Source organism: Streptomyces sp. NBC_00193 (genome assembly GCF_026342735.1).
GTDB classification, from domain to species: Bacteria; Actinomycetota; Actinomycetes; order Streptomycetales; family Streptomycetaceae; genus Streptomyces; species Streptomyces stoeckheimensis.
Genome location: NZ_JAPEMM010000001.1, coordinates 2,135,740 through 2,153,013 on the forward strand (window position 1 = coordinate 2,135,740; position 17,274 = coordinate 2,153,013).

19 protein-coding genes and 1 pseudogene are annotated in these 17,274 nt (G+C 71.1%); 5 read left to right on the forward strand and 15 right to left on the reverse strand.

The features are described from left to right. Window positions 1-67: 67 nt before the first annotated feature. Window positions 68-523: an Lrp/AsnC family transcriptional regulator gene (locus OG898_RS09165; protein ID WP_243340137.1), complete on the reverse strand. Its 456-nt coding sequence runs from the start codon at window positions 521-523 to the stop codon at window positions 68-70. 130 nt (window positions 524-653) lie between these two features. Between OG898_RS09165 and OG898_RS09170 the strand changes: the two genes are divergently transcribed. Further along, window positions 654-788, forward strand: a complete 135-nt coding sequence (locus OG898_RS09170; RefSeq protein ID WP_266905748.1) for a hypothetical protein — start codon at window positions 654-656, stop codon at window positions 786-788. Here the strand turns inward: OG898_RS09170 and OG898_RS09175 are convergent. Beyond that, complete coding sequence (locus OG898_RS09175; protein ID WP_250740988.1) at window positions 785-1,489, reverse strand: UbiX family flavin prenyltransferase; 705 nt, start codon at window positions 1,487-1,489, stop codon at window positions 785-787. The genes OG898_RS09170 and OG898_RS09175 overlap by 4 nt on opposite strands. A 93-nt stretch (window positions 1,490-1,582) precedes the next feature. Here OG898_RS09175 and OG898_RS09180 point away from each other — a divergent pair, with 93 nt between their 5' ends. Beyond that, window positions 1,583-2,203, forward strand: a complete 621-nt coding sequence (locus OG898_RS09180; RefSeq protein ID WP_250740989.1) for a rhomboid family intramembrane serine protease — start codon at window positions 1,583-1,585, stop codon at window positions 2,201-2,203. A gap of 29 nt (window positions 2,204-2,232) precedes the next feature. Here OG898_RS09180 and mqnP read toward each other — a convergent pair whose 3' ends face one another. The 4 genes from mqnP to OG898_RS09200 are packed head-to-tail and all read right to left on the reverse strand — an operon-like array spanning window position 2,233 to window position 5,469. Continuing rightward, window positions 2,233-3,156, reverse strand: coding sequence for a menaquinone biosynthesis prenyltransferase MqnP (gene mqnP, locus OG898_RS09185; protein ID WP_266956086.1), 924 nt, complete (start codon window positions 3,154-3,156; stop codon window positions 2,233-2,235). Then, a complete protein-coding gene (locus OG898_RS09190) occupies window positions 3,153-3,554 on the reverse strand; it encodes a hypothetical protein (RefSeq protein WP_266956088.1) in 402 nt (133 codons plus the stop codon). The genes mqnP and OG898_RS09190 overlap by 4 nt, the downstream gene beginning before the upstream one ends. Beyond that, a complete protein-coding gene (locus tag OG898_RS09195; RefSeq protein ID WP_266956090.1) occupies window positions 3,551-4,015 on the reverse strand; it encodes a hypothetical protein in 465 nt (154 codons plus the stop codon). Before OG898_RS09195 ends, OG898_RS09190 begins: the two co-directional genes overlap by 4 nt. Next, window positions 4,012-5,469 carry a menaquinone biosynthesis decarboxylase gene (locus OG898_RS09200; RefSeq protein WP_250740992.1) on the reverse strand — a complete coding sequence of 486 codons (1,458 nt, stop codon included), beginning with the start codon at window positions 5,467-5,469 and terminating at the stop codon, window positions 4,012-4,014. Before OG898_RS09200 ends, OG898_RS09195 begins: the two co-directional genes overlap by 4 nt. Before the next feature lie 117 nt (window positions 5,470-5,586). Here OG898_RS09200 and OG898_RS09205 point away from each other — a divergent pair, with 117 nt between their 5' ends. Then, window positions 5,587-5,907, forward strand: a complete 321-nt coding sequence (locus OG898_RS09205; protein ID WP_266956092.1) for a PLD nuclease N-terminal domain-containing protein — start codon at window positions 5,587-5,589, stop codon at window positions 5,905-5,907. 27 nt (window positions 5,908-5,934) lie between these two features. Here the strand turns inward: OG898_RS09205 and OG898_RS09210 are convergent, their stop codons facing one another. Further along, the gene (locus tag OG898_RS09210; RefSeq protein WP_266956094.1) at window positions 5,935-6,846 is read right to left on the reverse strand and encodes a LysR family transcriptional regulator; all 912 of its coding nucleotides are present in this window, start codon (window positions 6,844-6,846) and stop codon (window positions 5,935-5,937) included. A gap of 138 nt (window positions 6,847-6,984) precedes the next feature. Between OG898_RS09210 and OG898_RS09215 the strand changes: the two genes are divergently transcribed. Next, on the forward strand, window positions 6,985-8,442 hold the full coding sequence (locus OG898_RS09215) for an MFS transporter (RefSeq protein WP_266960143.1): 1,458 nt from the start codon (window positions 6,985-6,987) through the stop codon (window positions 8,440-8,442). Window positions 8,443-8,451: 9 nt separating this feature from the next. On the opposite strand, the pseudogene OG898_RS09220 reads toward OG898_RS09215, so the two are convergent. After that, window positions 8,452-8,631: pseudogene (locus OG898_RS09220) on the reverse strand (cupin); the annotation flags it as partial. Window positions 8,632-8,776: 145 nt separating this feature from the next. Here OG898_RS09220 and OG898_RS09225 point away from each other — a divergent pair. Continuing rightward, window positions 8,777-9,277, forward strand: coding sequence for a MarR family winged helix-turn-helix transcriptional regulator (locus tag OG898_RS09225; RefSeq protein ID WP_250740995.1), 501 nt, complete (start codon window positions 8,777-8,779; stop codon window positions 9,275-9,277). Between the two features lie 67 nt (window positions 9,278-9,344). Here OG898_RS09225 and ccsB read toward each other — a convergent pair whose 3' ends face one another. The 7 genes from ccsB to hemL all read right to left on the reverse strand — a co-directional run bounded on the left by ccsB (window position 9,345) and on the right by hemL (window position 17,192). Next, on the reverse strand, window positions 9,345-10,424 hold the full coding sequence (ccsB, locus tag OG898_RS09230) for a c-type cytochrome biogenesis protein CcsB (protein WP_250741047.1): 1,080 nt from the start codon (window positions 10,422-10,424) through the stop codon (window positions 9,345-9,347). Continuing rightward, window positions 10,424-12,250, reverse strand: a complete 1,827-nt coding sequence (locus tag OG898_RS09235; protein ID WP_266956097.1) for a cytochrome c biogenesis protein ResB — start codon at window positions 12,248-12,250, stop codon at window positions 10,424-10,426. The genes ccsB and OG898_RS09235 overlap by 1 nt, the downstream gene beginning before the upstream one ends. A gap of 13 nt (window positions 12,251-12,263) precedes the next feature. After that, window positions 12,264-13,040, reverse strand: coding sequence for a cytochrome c biogenesis CcdA family protein (locus OG898_RS09240; protein WP_250740997.1), 777 nt, complete (start codon window positions 13,038-13,040; stop codon window positions 12,264-12,266). A 4-nt stretch (window positions 13,041-13,044) separates the two neighbouring features. Beyond that, a complete protein-coding gene (locus tag OG898_RS09245) occupies window positions 13,045-13,680 on the reverse strand; it encodes a TlpA disulfide reductase family protein (RefSeq protein ID WP_250740998.1) in 636 nt (211 codons plus the stop codon). Between the two features lie 88 nt (window positions 13,681-13,768). Next, window positions 13,769-15,010: a hypothetical protein gene (locus OG898_RS09250; protein ID WP_266960145.1), complete on the reverse strand. Its 1,242-nt coding sequence runs from the start codon at window positions 15,008-15,010 to the stop codon at window positions 13,769-13,771. Between the two features lie 170 nt (window positions 15,011-15,180). Continuing rightward, window positions 15,181-15,873 (reverse strand): histidine phosphatase family protein, encoded by a 693-nt coding sequence (locus OG898_RS09255; protein WP_250740999.1) that lies wholly within the window; start codon window positions 15,871-15,873, stop codon window positions 15,181-15,183. After that, window positions 15,870-17,192: a glutamate-1-semialdehyde 2,1-aminomutase gene (hemL, locus tag OG898_RS09260; RefSeq protein WP_250741000.1), complete on the reverse strand. Its 1,323-nt coding sequence runs from the start codon at window positions 17,190-17,192 to the stop codon at window positions 15,870-15,872. Before hemL ends, OG898_RS09255 begins: the two co-directional genes overlap by 4 nt. Window positions 17,193-17,274: the final 82 nt, after the last annotated feature.

The window sequence follows — 17,274 nt, forward strand, 5'->3', positions numbered from 1 at the left end:
CCTCTGTCCTCAAATCCATGCGGTACGTGTGCCCCACAACCGCGCCCCAACCGTACTCTCAGCGCCCTCAGGCTTCCTCCGGCAGGCCCCCGACCCGGTTCTCCCACTTGGTGGAGAGCACGATCGTCGTGCGCGTGCGCGAGACGCCCTTGGTGCTGGAGAGCTTGCGGATGATCCGCTCCAGCCCGTCCACGTCGCCGGCCCGGACCTTGAGCATGTACGAGTCGTCGCCGGCGATGAACCAGCAGTCCTCGATCTCCGAGAGGTCGCGCAGCCGGCGGGCCACGTCCTCGTGGTCCGCGGCGTCGGAGAGCGAGATCCCGATCAGTGCCGTGACGCCGAGGCCGAGCGAGGCCGCGTCCACGGTCGCGCGGTAGCCGGTGATGACTCCGGCCGTCTCCAGCCGGTTGATCCGGTCGGTGACGCTGGGGCCGGAGAGGCCCACGAGCCGGCCCAGCTCGGCGTACGAGGCGCGTCCGTTCTCACGAAGTGCCTGGATGAGCTGCTTGTCCACCGCGTCCATATACCTGGAGCCTTCCATTATTCGGCAATCCCTCAAGTTTACGTATAGAATCTAAGGTGCACAGGGTCGACACCCTGTGAATCTTTCAACAGATCAACGACGATCTGACAATTTTCAGGAGTGGTTCACCGTGTACACGATCGAGATGGCCTACGCGCACATGCGACAGCTCCAGGAGCTGGCCAACCGATCCCGCACCGACCAGCCCGTCGCCGCGCACCGCGTCGACAAGATGCGCAAGCCGGGGCGCGCCAAGAAGCGCTAGGCGCCACCGCTCGCCTCCCGGGCCCTCCCCGCGACGGGAGGCCGGGAGCCTCCGAGCTCCCCTTCCCACCGGCGGTACAGCCCGTGCGGCACTCCTGCCGCGTCGAGCACCCGCCCCGCGACGAAGTCCACCAGATCCTGGATGTGCGTCGCACCCGCGTAGAACGCCGGAGAGGCGGGCAGCACCACTGCGCCCGCCTCGTCCAGGCTCACCAGATGCTTCAGCGTCTGCCCGCTCAGCGGGGTCTCCCGTACCGTCACCACCAGTCGGCGCCGCTCCTTGAGCGTCACGCTCGCGACCCGCTGGAGCAGGTCCTTCGACAGCCCGAGCGCCACCCCGGCCACGCAGGCCGTGGACGCGGGCACGATCAGCATCCCCTTCACGGGGTACGAGCCGCTGCTCGGTCCGGCCGCCAGATCCCCGGCCGCCCAGTGACGTACGCCGTCCAGGTCCGGGCGCGCGAAGGTCGCGGGCTTGCCGTCGGCCCCCCGTTCCAGCCACTCCCCCAGGTCGTCCCGCCAGTGCGCGTCGCGGAAGGCGATCCCCGTCTCGTCCAGCAGCGTCAGGCGCGAAGCCCGGCTCACCACCAGGTCCACGCTCTCGCCCGCCGCCAGCAGTCCGCGGATCACCGCCGCCGCGTACGGCGTCCCGGACGCCCCGGAAACCCCGACCACCCACGGGGTGCGCTTGCGCTCAGTCATACCTCCGAGACTATCCGGCCACCGCCGACGGGCACTGGCTAAGGTGTCCGCACGTTCAAGGGGTGGACACGGCAGAGCAGGGACGGTGACGTCATGAGCGAGCGCGGGATGCGTCCGGCCGGTACGCGGGCGGGCCAGTGGAGCCGCAGCGGCCGGGTCGGGGCGGCGGCGAAGCTGATGCTGGGCTGGGTGGCACTGCTGTGGCTGATCGAGGCCGCCGACTACGCCACGGGCCACGCGCTCGACGCCTACGGCATCACCGCGCGGGAGGCCGACGGCCTGAGCGGGATACCCCTGGCGCCCTTCCTGCACTTCGGCTTCGACCACGTGGCCTCCAACAGCGTCCCGCTGCTGGTCCTCGGCTTCGTCACCGCACTGAGCGGCATCGGCCGCTTCCTGGCCGTCTGCGCGGCCATCATCCTGGCCGACGGGTTCGCCGTCTGGCTGATCTCCCCGCCCCACAGCATCACGGCGGGAGCCTCGGGCCTGGTCTTCGGCCTCTTCGGCTACCTGCTGGTCCGCGGCTTCGTGGAGCGCAGCCCGCTGGGCATCGCGGTCGCCGTGGTCATCGCCGCCGTCTGGGGCACGACCTTCCTGGCCGGAGCCCTCCCGACGGACTCGGTGGTCAGCTGGCAGGCCCACCTCTTCGGCCTCCTGGCCGGCGCGGCGGTCGCCCTGATCGCCCGCCCCCGCCCGGAGGTGGCAGCGCTCTAGCCTGCGGCGCCGGGTAGGGCCGCATCCGGCTACAGCGACAGCCCCCGCGCCACCAGGTCCGCCAGGGCGCACACGAACAGGGCCATGCCGATGAAGCCGTTGACCGTGAAGAAGGCGCGGTTCAGGCGGGACAGGTCGTGCGGGGTGACGATGGTGTGCTCGTAGAGGAAGGCGCCGACCACGATCAGCAGGCCGAGCCAGAACGGCCAGCCCGCGTCCGTCGCCACCGCGTACCAGGCCAGCAGGCCCGTGGTGACGACGTGCGCGCCGCGCGCGCCCCACAGGGCGGCCGGGATGCCGAAGCGGGCCGGGACGGACTTGACGCCCTCCGCGCGGTCCGCGGCCACGTCCTGGCAGGCGAAGATCAGGTCGAAGCCGCCGATCCACACGCCCACCGCGAGGCCGAGGATCACCGCGTCCCAGGACCACTCGCCGGTGATCGCGATCCAGGCCCCGACCGGGCCCATCGCCTGGGCGATGCCGAGGATGGCGTGCGGGAAGTTCGTGAACCGCTTCCCGTACGGGTACACCACCATCGGCACGACGGCGATCGGCGCCAGCATCAGGCAGAGCGGGTTCAGCAGCGCCGCCGCGCCGAGGAACACGACGAGGGCGATCCCGGCCCCGGTCCAGGCGGAGCGGACCGAGACGGCGCCCGTCACCAGCTCGCGCCCGGCGGTCCGCGGGTTCCGCGCGTCGATCTCCCGGTCGATGATCCGGTTGGCCGCCATCGCGAAGGTCCGCAGCCCCACCATGCAGACGGTGACGAGCAGCAGCTTGCCCCAGTGCATCCGCTCGTCGAGCGTGTACATGGCGGTGAGCGCGGCGATGTAGGCGAAGGGCAGCGCGAAGACCGAGTGCTCGATCATCACGAGCCGCAGGAACGCCTTGACCTTGCCGCTCGCCTGCGGCGCGGGACCTGAGCCGAGGACGCCCTCAGCGGCGGATGTCATACGAGGTCCCTCCGGAACTCTTCGAGATCGGCCCGCAGCCCGTCGAGCGGGACCGGCCCTATCTCCATGTCGAGGTGGTTGGTCGTGTCGTGCCCGACCGGGGTGAGCCGGGCCACGAACGCAATGTCGCCTGCGCCCGCGGGTATCGCGGCCAACCGCAGCGGGTTCGCGCGGCTCTCGCTGACCTCGGCCCAGAAGGCCTCGGGTTCGGCGGCGCCGGTGCGGGCCAGCAGTCGGTCCGCGAAGGCGGCGACCTCCTCGGCCTCCACGTGCGCCTCGAAGTCGGCGGTGAACTCGCCGCCCCAGTCGGCGGTGACGCGCCAGCCGTCGGCCGCCCGCTCGGGGGCGGTCAGAGCGACCCAGACCTCGTCACTGCCGATCCGGAGTCTCGGGGTCACGCCAGGCTCCGGCGGAAGTCTTCGAGGTCGGCCAGCAGGTCGGCCGTGGGGAGCGTGCCGAGTTCCAGGGTCCACGGGCCCGCGTCGTGGCCCTCGGGCGGGGTGACGTGGGCGGTCAGCTGCCAGGTCGTGGGGGTCGGGCGCGCCTCCAGGCGCAGGAAGTTACCCGCCTCCGCCGTGAACGGCTCGCCCGCGACCAGGGCGCGCTGGAGCTGCTCCGCGAAGTCGTCCGCCTCGATGTCCCGCGCGCCGGGCAGCTCGAAGCCGTCGCCCTCGCCGTCCTCGTCGAGCATCAGCGCCCAGACGTTGCCGGGGCCCGCGAACTCCTCGGGCGAGACGCCCGCCTCCGCGGCGGCCTCGCGGACGCCCGGGTCGGCCGGGTCGAGGCTCGGGCGCACCAGGGCCACGTACACGGTGTCGGTGCCGATGAAGAGGGCCGGGCCCCCGTCGACAGGGCTCACAGTCCGTACTCCTTCCAGCGGCTGTCCACCAGGGCCGCGGTCGCGGGGTCGGACTCGACCATGTCAGGCCAGCCGCCGTCCCGGGTGTAGCCCTCGGTCGGCAGCTTCTTCGTGGCGTCGATGCCCGCCTTGCCTCCCCAGAACTGCTGGTAGGAGGCGTGGTCCAGGTGGTCCACCGGGCCCTCGACGACGGTGAGGTCGCGGGAGTAGTCCGTGTTGCCGAGCGCCCGCCAGGAGACCTCGTGGAGGTCGTGGACGTCGCAGTCCTTGTCCACCACGATGATCAGCTTGGTCAGCGACATCATGTGCGCGCCCCAGATGGCGTGCATGACCTTCTGCGCGTGCTTCGGGTACTTCTTGTCGATCGAGACGATCGCGCAGTTGTGGAAGCCGCCCGACTCGGGGAGGTGGTAGTCCACGATGTCCGGGACGATGATCTTGAGCAGGGGGAGGAAGAAGCGTTCCGTCGCGCGGCCCAGCGGGCCGTCCTCCGTCGGCGGCCGGCCGACGACGATCGACTGGATCAGCGGACGCTTCCGCATCGTCACGCAGTCGATCTTCAGCGCCGGGAACGGCTCCTGCGGGGTGTAGAAGCCGGTGTGGTCGCCGAAGGGGCCCTCGGGGAGCGTCTCCCCGGGCTCCAGCCAGCCCTCGATGACCACCTCGGCGTGGGCCGGGACCTGGAGCGGGACCGTCTTGCAGTCCACCATCTCGATCCGCTTGCCCGCCACGAACCCGGCGAACAGGTACTCGTCGATGTCACCCGGCAGCGGCGCGGTCGACGCGTACGTCACGGCCGGCGGGCAGCCGAAGGCGATCGCGACCGGCAGCCGCTCACCTCGCGCCGCGGCCACCGCGTAGTGGTTGCGGCTGTCCTTGTGGATCTGCCAGTGCATGCCGATGGTGCGCTTGTCGTGGCGCTGGAGGCGGTACAGGCCGAGGTTGCGCACGCCCGTCTCCGGGTGCTTGGTGTGCGTCAGCCCGAGGTTGAAGAAGGACCCGCCGTCCTTGGGCCAGGTGAAGAGCGCCGGCAGCTGGTCCAGGTCCACGTCGTCGCCGGTGAGGACGACCTCCTGGACGGGCGCGGACTCGCCCTTCACCTTCTTCGGCGGCACGTGCACCATCGAGCCGAGCTTGCCGAAGGCCTCGCGGACGCCCATGAAGCCCTGCGGCAGCTCCGGCTTGAGCAGGCCGCCGATCTTCTCGCTGATCTCGGCGTACGACTTCAGCCCGAGGGCCTTCAGCAGTCGCCGGTCGGTCCCGAAGACGTTCATGGCCAGCGGCATCGCCGAGCCCTTGACGTTCTCGAAGAGCAGCGCGGGTCCGCCCGCCTTGTTCACTCTGTCGACGATCTCCCCGACCTCTAGGTACGGGTCCACTTCGGCCTTGATGCGCTTGAGGTCGCCCTCCCGCTCGAGGGCCCGGAGCAGCGAGCGGAGATCGTCGTAAGCCATGCCCGCAATTGTGGCATCCCGGCTCAGAGCCCGAACCGCGGCGGGCCCTCTACCCTGGAAGAGTCCACGGCGGACCTGTCCGGTCCGCACCGTTCTTCTGGGGGTCGGTCCCACACCGTGCTGCGCTATCTGCCGTTCCTGCTGATCATCGCGCTGACCATCTACACCTTCATCGACTGCCTGAACACGCCGGAAGAAGAGGTCAAGCACCTTCCGAAGGTCGTCTGGGTCCTGATCATCCTGCTCTTCTCGATCGTCGGTCCGGCGGTGTGGCTGTTCGCGGGCAAGAAGCGGGTGCCCGGCGGCGCCGGCGGCCGGCCGCGCCCGGGCCGCCGCACGTGGGTGGCCCCCGACGACAACCCGGAGTTCCTGAAGTCCCTGCGCGACGAGCGGGACGAGAAGGAGAAGGGCAAGGAGAAGGACAAGGACAAGGAGTAGGGCGGCCCGGAAGGGCCTTGCCCCGCCCTACGGGGCTGCGTCGCCCGCCCGCGCCGCCGCGCGCTGCGCCGCCTGCGCGAAGGCCCGTACGGCCCCGGTGTCCTCGCCCGCGCGCCAGACCAGCCCGTACCCGACCGGGTCGGCGTCGGCCACGGGCACGTGGGTGACGCCCGGCCGGGCGTGGTAGGCCGCGGCGTGGGCCGAGGTCAGCAGGGCGCCCTGGCCTGCGGCGACCAGCATCAGGGCCTCCTGGAGGTTCGTCACCTCCGGGCCGCGCCGGATCGGCCGCCCGGCCGGGGTGCGCGCCGGGGCCTGGTGCTCGCGCAGGTACGCGGGCAGGTCCCCGGCGATCGACAGCAGCGCGACCTCCGCCAGCTCCTCCAGCGTCACCGATGTCCGCGCGGCCAGCGGGTGCCCGGCGGCCACGGCCAGCGCCCGGGCCTCGCTCAGCAGCGTCGGCCCCTCCCCCAGGTCGGGCTCGCGCACCGGGAACTCCGCGAAGGCCACGTCGAAGTCCCCGCCGCGCAGTTGCCCGTACGGGTCGGAGAGCGGCACCTCGCACACCTCGACGACCAGTCCGGGGTGACTGGTGCGCAGGTCCTGCGCGGCCCGCAGGACGAGTTCGCCCGCGGGCGGGGTGGTGAAGCCGACGTGCAGCACCCCGTCCGCGGCGCGGGCCGTCGCCGCGGCCCGGTCCAGGGCGGCGGCGATGCCGCGGTGGTGGGGTTCCAGGTCGGCGCGGAGCTGGGCTCCGAGCGCGGTGAGGGCGACGCTGCGGCTGGTGCGCAGGAACAGCCGGGCGCCGACGCGCCGTTCGAGGCGCTGCACGAGCTGGCTGACGCGGGCCCTGGAGAGCAGCATGCGCTCGGCGGTGCGGCCGAAGTGCAGCTCCTCGGCCAGGATCAGGAAGCAGTCGAGCTCGTCGCGATCGGTAAGCATGACTGAACGAGCGTTGAGATCTTCGCCGTTGTTCCCTTAGGGGCGGCGGGCGAGGGTGGTTGAGCCGGCAACTTTCCGCTCTTCCCACCCTCGACCCTGCGAGGTCTCTCCGTGTACTCCAGGCACTCCAGCGATTCCATCCGCGGGCGCCGGCTCGGCGTCCTGCTCGTCCTGTGCGGCGCCATCTTCCTCGAAGGCATCGACGTCGCGATGCTGAACGTGGCCCTCCCGTCCATCCGCGCCGACCTCGGCCTCGAAACCGGCACGCTCCAGTGGGTGATGAGCGCCTACGTGCTCGGCTACGGCGGCTTCATGCTGCTCGGCGGCCGCGCGGCCGACCTCTTCGGGCGCCGCCGGATGTTCATCGGCTGGCTGACGGTGTTCCTGCTCTTCTCCGGGCTCGGCGGGCTCGCCACCGAGGGCTGGCAGCTGATCGCCGCCCGCTTCGTGACCGGGGTCGCCGCCGCCTTCATGACCCCGGCGGGCCTCTCCGTCATCACCACCGGCTTCGACGAGGGGCCCCAGCGGGAGAAGGCGCTGCTCGTCTACTCGGGCACGGCTGCCGCCGGGTTCTCCGTCGGGCTGGTCGCGGGCGGGCTGCTGGCCTCGGTGGGCTGGCGCTGGGTGTTCTTCGCTCCCGTGGCGCTGGCCGCGCTGATCCTGGCGGGCGCACTGGCCTTCGTACCGAAGGAGCCGAAGGCCGCGTCGGCCGCGCGCCGGGAGCGGGGCCGGATCGACGTGTGGGGCGGGGTGCTGGTGACCGCGGGCGTGGTCCTGCTCGTCCTCGGCGTCGAGGAGATCTCGGTACCGGCCGTGCTCGCCGGGATCGCGCTGCTCGGGGCGTTCGTCCTCGTCGAGCGGCGCACGGCCGAGCCGCTGGTCCGGCTCGGGATCCTGCGCTCGCCCGGGCTGCTGCGGGCCAACGCGGCGGCGCTGCTGTTCTCGGCCGCGTTCTTCGGATTCCAGTTCCTCGTGGTGCTCTACCTCCAGGAGGTGCGCGGCTGGTCGACGCTCCAGACCAGCCTGGCCATGCTGGTGATCGGGATCGACGCGGTCCTGTCCCCGACCGTGGTGCCGAAGCTGGTGGCGCGGTACGGGAACGGCCGGCTGATCTTCGGCGGCCTGCTGCTGGCGGCCCTGGCCTACGGCCTGTTCCTGCCGCTCGGCGCCGACTGGTCCTACCTGGTGATGCTGCCGAGCCTGATCCTGCTCGGGCTCGCCTTCGCCCTGGTCTACGGGCCGCTGACCATCGTCGCCACCGAGGGGGTCGCGGAGGAGGAGCAGGGCCTGGCGGGCGGCCTCCTCTACACGGCGTTCCAGTTCGGCGCGGCGCTCGGGCTGGCCGGGGTGACGGGGGTGGCGGCCGGCGCCGCCGACCCCCTGGCGGGGTACCGGGCGGCGCTGCTCGTCCCATTCGCGGCCGTCCTGGTGGCCGCGGCCGTCAGCCTGCCGGGGCTCCGGCGGGGCTCACACCGCCCAGGGCAGGGGCCGGGCGCCCTCGGTGCCGGGGACGGAGACGAGGCCGTCGGCGCGCATGGCGACGTACACCTCGGTGTCCGCCAGGGCGTGGACGTGGCGCAGGACGTCCGGGGGTAGCACCACGGCCTCGCCCGCGGCGACCTTCTCGGTCCGGCCGCCGCAGGTGACGTCCAGAGCTCCGGCGGTGACCGTCCAGACCTGCTCGCGGCTGACGGAGTGTTCGGGGCCGGTGATCCCGGCGGGGATGGCGGCGTGCCAGGTGCTCAGCTCGGCGCTTCCCCGGCTGGGGGAGGCGTAGCCGGTCATGGTCGCGTTCGGGGTGGTGACGACCTGGTCGGGGGACGGGGTGATGACGCGCACGGCGGGTCCTTCGCTTTCTCCGGCAGGGTGAGTCAAGCTGCTTTACTCACACGAGTAAAGCAGCTTGACTCACCTGTGTCACCATGTTTCCGTGACCACCCAAGAGAACGCCGAGCCGGACGCCGAGCCGGACGCCGAACCCGGCATCGAGCTGGCCTTCCTCCTCGGCCTCGGCTTCCAGCTCCTCCTCGGCGAGTTCACCCGCCGCCTCGACGAGGCCGGGTACGCCGACGGCCTGCGCCCCCTGCACGGCATGGCCTTCCAGGCCCTGGGGCCCTCCGGCGCCACCGCGACCGAGCTCGCCGAACGGCTCGGGGTGACCAAGCAGGCCGCCGGGCAGCTCGTCGACGACCTGGAGAAGCGCGGCTACCTGCGCCGCACCCCGCACCCCGAGGGCGGCCGGAAGAAGCTCGTCGTCCTGACGGAGGCCGCCACCGCCCACCTGGGGGCCGCCGGCCGGGTCCTGCACGAGCTGGAGGCCGAACTCGGCCGCGACAGCGTCGACCTCGGCGCCCTGCGCACCGAACTGGGCCGCCTGGTCCGCACCCTGAACGGGGACGGCCCCCTCCCGCCGCTGCGCCCCGCCTGGTGACGGAAACGCGGGAGGGGCCGGGCCGCCTTTCGGCTGCCCGGCCCCTCCTGTGTTCCGTACGACCGGCTCAGACGCCCGCGTACGAGTGCTTGCCGCTCAGCAGGATGTTCACGCCGTAGTAGTTCCAGATCCAGCAGGCGAACGCGAAGAGCGCGAGGTACGCGGCCTTGCGGCCCTTCCAGCCGGCGGTGGCGCGGGCGTGCAGGTAGCAGGCGTACGCCACCCAGGTCACGAAGGACCAGACCTCCTTGGGGTCCCAGCCCCAGTAGCGGCCCCACGCGTCGCCGGCCCAGATCGCGCCCGCGATGATCGTGAAGGTCCACAGCGGGAAGACGGCCGCGTTGATGCGGTACGAGAACTTGTCGAGCGAGGCCGCCGACGGGAACCGCTCCCAGACCGAGGTGGCGAACTTGCCCGGCTTGTCGCCGCGCGCGAGCTTCGCCTCGTAGGAGTCGCGGAAGAGGTACATGACCGCGCCGGCCGCGCCGATGTAGAAGACCGCACCGCAGATGATCGCGGTGGAGACGTGGATCAGCAGCCAGTACGACTTCAGCGCGGGGACCAGCTGGTCGCTGTCGGTGTAGAGCACGGTGGTGGCGATGCCCAGGTCCAGCAGGACCGTGGTGACCAGGAACAGGCCGAGCCAGCGGACGTTCTTCTTCAGCGCGAGGAGCAGCAGGTACGCGCCGACGGCCACCGTGGAGAAGGTGATCGAGAACTCGTACATGTTGCCCCAGGGGGCGCGCTCCACCGACATCGCGCGGGCGACGACCCCGCCCGCCGCGAGCAGGAAGCCGAGGGTGGTCAGCGAGATCGCGATGCGCCCGTACAGGTCTCCCTGGACGGTGCCGCCGGCCGCGCCTGGGCCGTCCGGGACGTCACGGGTGCCGGCGGCGCTGCGCGTGATCACCTTGGGCTTGTCCAGGACGGCGGTCGTGCCCTTGCTCCGCACCTGGACGGCAGGGGCGGCGGACGCGGCCCCCGGGTTGGTGAGCGCGGCGGCCGTACGGGCCACCTTGCTGCGGCTGCCGAAGATCCACTCGGCGATGTGGGCGAAGAAGGCGAGGGTGTAGACCGCCATCGACGCGTAGATCAGGTTGTTGCTGAGGTGAGCCAGGCTCTCGTTGGCTGCGGCCGCGAGCTGCATCACGCGCGCTCCCCTTCGACTTCTTCGGCTTCGGCAGGTTCGGGTCCGTCGTCGGCGACGGGTGGCGCGGGCGCCGCGGTCGGCGTCTGCTCGTGGAGCGCGCCGGCCAGGACCGCCAGCTCCTCCGGGATCTTGGCGGACTCGCTGCGGCCCAGGCCCGCCATCTCGACGACGGTCACGCCGTCCTCGCCGCGGACCGCCCGCACCCAGATCCGGCGGCGCTGGATGAAGAGCGAGCCCGCGAGTCCGGCGATGGCGGCGACGGCGCCCGCGAGCGCGAGACCGCTGCCGGGCTGGTGGGTGATCGAGAAGGTCGCCCAGCGCTCGATGCCCTCGAACTTCACGGTGCCCTGACCGCCGGGCAGCTCCATGCTCTCCCCGGGCAGCATCCGCTTCGCGAGCGGCTGGCCGTCCTCGGTCTTGAACTGCTCCATCTTGGAGGTGTCCAGCTGGTACACGTTCTGCGGCAGACCCGAGTCCACCCCGAGGCTGCCGTGCCACGCGTTCAGCGCGAGCGCCGGGAAGTCCAGCTCCGGGAACTGCGAGAACATCGTGCCCTGGCCGGCGCCCGCGAAGGTCGGCACGAACATCGCGGCGAAGCCGAGCTGCGTCGTCTTCCCGTCCTTGTCCTTGTAGCCGTCGGTGACCTTGATGGCGCCGGTGGAGGTGAGGTTGCCGTCCTGCGGCAGCATCGGCACGGCGTCCTTGTAGATCACCTTGCCGGTGGAGTCGGTCACCGAGATGACCGGCGCGTAGCCGTGTCCGAGCAGGTAGACCTTGGAGCCGTCCACCTCCATCGGGTGGTTGACCTGGATCTCGCGCTTCTCCGGCTTGCCGTGCGCGCCGTTGGTGAAGGTGACGTACGCCTTGAAGTCGCGCGGGGTGCCCTTCTGCGGGCCCGTGCGCTCGAAGGTCGCGTCGAACTTGTCCAGGGTGAAGGAGAAGGGCGGCAGGTCGGCGGGGTCGAAGAGGCCGCCGGACTTGAAGTCGTCGTACTGGGTGAGCGTGTTCGAGAAGCCCTTGCCGCGCAGGACGAGCTTGCCGCCCTCGGACTTGAAGTACTGGCCCCAGGCGAAGGCGATCAGCATGACGATCAGCGCCACGTGGAAGATCAGGTTCCCGGCCTCGCGCAGGTAGCCCTTCTCGGCCGAGACCGATCCCGCACCGGATCCCGAACCCGCACCGGCCTCCGTACGGAAACGGCGGCGGCGGAGCAGGCCGTGCGCGGTGGCGAGCACCTCGTCCGGGGAGCTGTCCGTGCGCCACGTCGTGTACGCGGGCATCCGGTTCAGCAGCTTGGGCGCGGCCGGCGGCCGGCCGGTGAGCTGGCCGACGAACTGCCAGGAGCGCGGCAGGATGCAGCCGATCAGCGAGATGAACAGCAGCAGGTAGATCGCGGAGAACCACACCGAGCTGTAGACGTCGAAGAGCTGGAGCTTCTCGGCGGCGCCCACCCAGGAGGCGTGCTCCTTCTTCCAGGCGGCGACCTTCATCAGGTCGACCTGGTTCTGCGGGATCAGCGAGCCCGGGATCGATGCCAGGGACAGCATGAAGAGCAGGATCAGCGCCACCCGCATCGAGGTGAGCTGCCGCCAGAACCAGCGGGCCCAGCCGAGCACCCCGATGCCCACGGGGCCGCCGGGGGCGTCCTCCAGGGGGGCGGTGGACAGCTGCGCGCCGGCGGCGGCCTCGGCGGAAGCCTCGGCGGAGGCTTCGGCGGAAGCCTCGGCCGAGGCGGCGGCTTCGGCGGAAGCGGAGTCCGCAGACTCTGCGGACTCCGGGGCATCGTGCGGCGCCTCGGCGGACGCCTTGTCGGTCGTACTCATGTCCGTGTAGTCCTCAGATCCCCACCGTGAAGCCGTTGGTCCAGCTCTGCATTTCGCTGACGATGCTGCTCCACATTCCTGTGACGAGCAGCAGACCGGTCAGGATCAGCATGCCGCCGCCGATCCGCATCACCCATGCATAGTGCTGCTTCACCCAGCCGAAAGCGCCGAGCGCCTTGCGGAAGGCGAGGGCGGTGGCGATGAACGGCAGCCCCAGTCCCAGGCAGAAGACCACGGTCAGCAGCGCGCCGCGGCCCGCGGTGGCCTGGTCGATGGAGAGGGTGCCGACGGCGGCGAGGGTCGGGCCCATGCAGGGGGTCCAGCCGAGGCCGAAGAGCACGCCGAGCACGGGCGCGCCGATCAGGCCGACCGCCGGCTTCTTGTGGAAGCGGAACTCCCGCATCGTCAGACCGGGGATCGCGCCCATGAAGAACAGGCCGAGCAGGATCACCAGCCCGCCGAGCACCTGCGAGATGAGGTCCTTGTTGGAGTTGAGGGTCCGCCCGAAGAAGCCGAACAGGGCTCCGGTCGAGGTGAACACGGCCGTGAAGCCGAGGACGAACAGGGTCGCCCCGCCCAGCATCCGGCCGCGCCGGGCCTCGGCGAGGTCGGCTCCGCCGACGCCGGTCACGTAGGAGAGGTAACCGGGGACGAGCGGCAGCACGCAGGGCGAGAAGAAGGAGATCAGCCCGGCGAGCAGGGAGATCGGCAGGGCCAGCAGCAGTCCGCCGTTGAGGACGGTCGTGTTCACGGTCTCGTCGGCGGCGAGTGCGGAGAGTGCGGTGACCACTAGGTCACTTCTCCGCGAGGAGCGGCTCGATCATCGAGCGCAGCTTCGCCTCGTTGACCGCGGCCAGGGTGCGGGCGGCGATCTTGCCGTCCTTGTCGAGGACGAGCGTGGAGGGGATGGCGTTCGGGTTGAGCGTGCCCTTGGGGAACCGGAGCATCAGCTTGCCGTCCGGGTCGAAGAGGCTCGGGTAGGTGATCCCGTAGGTCTCTTCGAAGGAGGCCGCGTTCTGCTCGGTGTTGTCGCGGGTGTTGATGCCGACGAAGGCCACGGGCTGTCCGGCCGCCTCCAGCTCCTTGGCGACCTTCGCGAAGTACGGGGCCTCGGCCCGGCACGGCGGGCACCAGGAGCCCCAGACGTTGAGGACGACGACCTTGCCCTTGAGGGTGGTGGTGTCCAGCGTCTGGCCGTCCACCGTCTTCCCGTCGAGCTTGGGGGCCTCGGTGCGGTCGGCCTTGGCGACGGTGGAAATGCCGCTGGAGCCCGTCACGTAGTTGCCTCCGGCGGACCCGGAGGTTTTGCTGCCGCCGTCCTCATCGCTGCACGCCGTGAGGGTGAGGGCGCTCGCGAGGGTCACCGCGGTCAGCAGGATGGTGCGGCCGCTGGTCGAGCGGCTGCGGCGGGGGGCGCGGCTAAGGCTCATGTGAAAAGTTTCGCATGTGCGGTTTGCGGATCTTCCGCGCCCCCCGGGGGTCTGCTAAGCCGCTGGTCAGGTACTGACCACGGGCGGGTCAGGCCGCCGTGAGATACGTGCCCCAGCCACCGGTCGGCGCCTGGCCGGGGCCGAGCGTGCGCAGCTTGGCCAGCACCTTGGGGTCCTGGACGTCCAGCCAGTCGGCGAACTGCCGGAAGGATACGAGGCGTACATCCTTTTTGTCCGCCATGCCCTTGAGGGCCTCCTCGACGGCGTCCATGTAGATGCCGCCGTTCCACTGCTCGAAGTGGTTGCCGATGAACAGGGGTGCGCGGTTGGTCTCGTAGGCCCGCTTGAAACCGCCCAGGTAGGCGGCGGTGGCCTGGGTGCGCCAGGCGGGGTAGTTGGACGGGACGCCCTTGGTGGTGTTCTTGGACTGGTTCGCGAGGATGTTGTAGTCCATCGAGAGCACCTCGAAGGAGTGCCCGGGGAAGGGCAGCGACTGCAGCGGCAGGTCCCACAGGCCGCCGCGCTTGACCGGCCACTGCTGGAGGCCGCCGGGCGAGCTGGAGTCGTAGCGCCAGCCCAGCTTCTGGGCGGTGGGCAGCAGGTTGTCCTGGCCGAGCAGGCAGGGGGTGCGGGCGCCGGTCAACTCCTTGCGGTAGTCGAAGGGCAGCGGTTCGAGGTCGGTCCAGCCGGTGTTGGTGCGCCAGTTGGTGACGAAGGACACGGCCTGGTCGATCTCGCTCTGCCAGTCCTCCGGGGTCCACTTCCCGACCGAGCCGGAGCCGCCGCAGAAGTGCCCGTTGAAGTGGGTGCCTATCTCGTGGCCGTCGAGCCAGGCCTCGCGCACGTACTTGAGGGTGTTGCGGACGTTCTCGTCCTTGAGGTACCCGATGTCGGAGGCGCCGACGGGGTTCTTCGGCGGCCGGTAGAGGTCCTTCTTCGACTCGGGCAGGAGGTAGATGCCGGAGAGGAAGAAGGTCATCGCCGCGCCGTGGTCCTTGGCGAGCTTGAGGAACCGGGGGAAGAGGCCGTTGCCGATCTCGCCCGCGCCGTCCCAGCTGAACACCACGAACTGGGGCGGGGTCTCGCCCGGCTGGAGGGGTACGGGGGCGGCCGGCTGGTGCGGCTGCGGCCCCGTGTCGGCGGTGGATCCGTCGCCGATGACCTTGACCGCCGGGCCGCTCGGGGCGGCGGCCTGCGGGGCGCCCGACGGGTTGACCGGTCCGGGGTTGCCCGTGCCGGACGACCCGCCGACGCTGCAGCCGGCGACGCCGGCCGCGGCGGCGGCCCCAAGTCCGAGTCCGAGCACTCCTCTTCGGCTGAAGCCGCGCATATCGCTCATGAAATGTCATACAAACGGACAATTCGGCGAAGCGTAAGGGCGACACGGACACGTCAGGCAACTTGTATGAAATAAGGGCGAGTCTTGACCAAGCCCAGGTGATCCGGCCCCGGCCCCGGCAAGGGGCCGGGGCCGGTCGTCCGTACCGGAGCCGTCGGGGCTTACGCGCCGAACGCCTTGGACTTGCCCTTCACCGGCTTCGCCCCCGCGAGGAGGTGCGACGGAACCAGGTCCCTGGCCGGCTCGCTGTAGCCCACCGACACCAGCGTGTCGCCCTGGTACGTGAACGAGGTCAGCGAGGCCAGCGTGCACTGGCGGCGGCGCGGGTCGTGCCACAGCCGCCGCTTCTCCGCGAAGCTCCGTACGATCCAGATCGGCAGCTGGTGGCTGACCGCCACCGCCTCGTGGCCGCGGGCCGCGTCACGGGCCGTCTCGATCGCGCTCATCATCCGCACGACCTGCTCGACGTACGGCTCGCCCCAGGACGGCTTGAACGGGTTCGTCAGGTGCTTCCAGTTCGCGGGCCTGCGCAGCGCACCGTCACCGACCCCGAAGGTCTTGCCCTCGAAGACGTTGCCGGCCTCCAGGAGGCGGGCGTCGGTCGCCAGGTCCAGCCCGTGCGACTTGGCGATCGGCGCGGCCGTCTCCTGGGCCCGCTCCAGCGGGGAGGCCACGACGTAGGTCACGTCCCGGTTCTCCAGGTGCTCCGCGACCCGGTCCGCCATCTTGCGGCCCAGCTCGGAGAGGTGGTAGCCGGCGCGGCGGCCGTAGAGGACCCCGTCCGGGTTGTGCACCTCGCCGTGGCGGACCACGTGGACGACGGTGATCTCGTTGCCACCGGCTGCGGCGCTCATGCGGTGGCCTCCGCGGCGGCCCGGGCGGCGGCCGGCAGGGCGGCCGCGATGCGCTCGATCGCCTTGTCGTCGTGGGAGGTGGACACGAACCACGACTCGAACGCCGACGGCGGCAGGTAGACGCCCTGCGCCAGCATCGAGTGGAAGAAGCCGTTGAAGCGGAAGGCCTCCTGCTTCTTCGCGTCGTCGTAGTTGCGGACCTCGTCCTCGGTGAAGAACACGGAGAACATGTTCGAGGCGGTCTGCAGCCGGTGCGCGACGCCCTCCTTGGTGAGCGCCTCGGTGACCAGCCCCTGGATCTGGAGCGACACGGCGTCGACCTTCTCGTACGCCGCCTCGTCCAGCAGCCGCAGCTGCGCCAGACCCGCGGCCGTCGCGATCGGGTTTCCGGACAGCGTGCCCGCCTGGTAGACGGGACCGGCGGGGGCCAGGTGCCCCATCACGTCGGCCCGGCCGCCGAAGGCCGCCGCCGGGAAGCCGCCGCCCATGACCTTGCCGAAGGTCATCAGGTCGGGCTTGACCCCGTCCACGCCGTACCAGCCGGCGCGCGAGGTACGGAAGCCCGTCATGACCTCGTCGGAGATGTACAGGGCGCCGTTCGCCCGGCACAGGTCGGCGAGCCCCTGGTTGAAGCCCTCCCCCGGGGTCACGACGCCCATGTTGCCGGGCGCGGCCTCGGTGATCACGCAGGCGATCTCGCCGGGGTGCGCGGCGAAGGCCGCCCGGACCGCTTCGAGGTCGTTGTAGGGGAGCACGATCGTGTCCCCGGCCTGCGCGCCCGTCACGCCGGGGGTGTCCGGCAGCGCGAAGGTCGCGAGCCCGGAGCCCGCGGCGGCCAGCAGCGAGTCCACGTGACCGTGGTAGCAGCCGGCGAACTTCACGATCTTGGCGCGGCCGGTGAACCCGCGGGCGAGGCGGATCGCGGACATGGTCGCCTCGGTCCCGGAGGACACCAGGCGGACCTGCTCCACGGGCTCGATCCGCGCGACGATCTCCTCGGCGAGCGCGACCTCCCCCTCACCGGGGGTACCGAAGGAGGTGCCGCGGACGACGGCGGCCTGGATGGCCTCCACCACGGCCGGGTGGGCGTGGCCGAGGATCATCGGCCCCCACGAGCAGACGAGGTCGACGTACTCGCGCCCGTCGGCATCGGTCAGGTACGGACCGGTACCGGACACCATGAACCTGGGCGTTCCGCCCACGGCGCGGAAGGCGCGCACGGGGGAGTTCACGCCGCCAGGCGTCACGAGGGACGCGCGGTCAAAGAGAGTCTGCGAGACTTTGGCTTCATACGGGTACGGGTAGCTCACACCAGCCATGGTCTCAGAGGCCGCGACTGACTTGCGGACGGGCGTTTCACCGCGCCGCCCCGGGGGAGGTCACTGCCATGATGATCAGGCT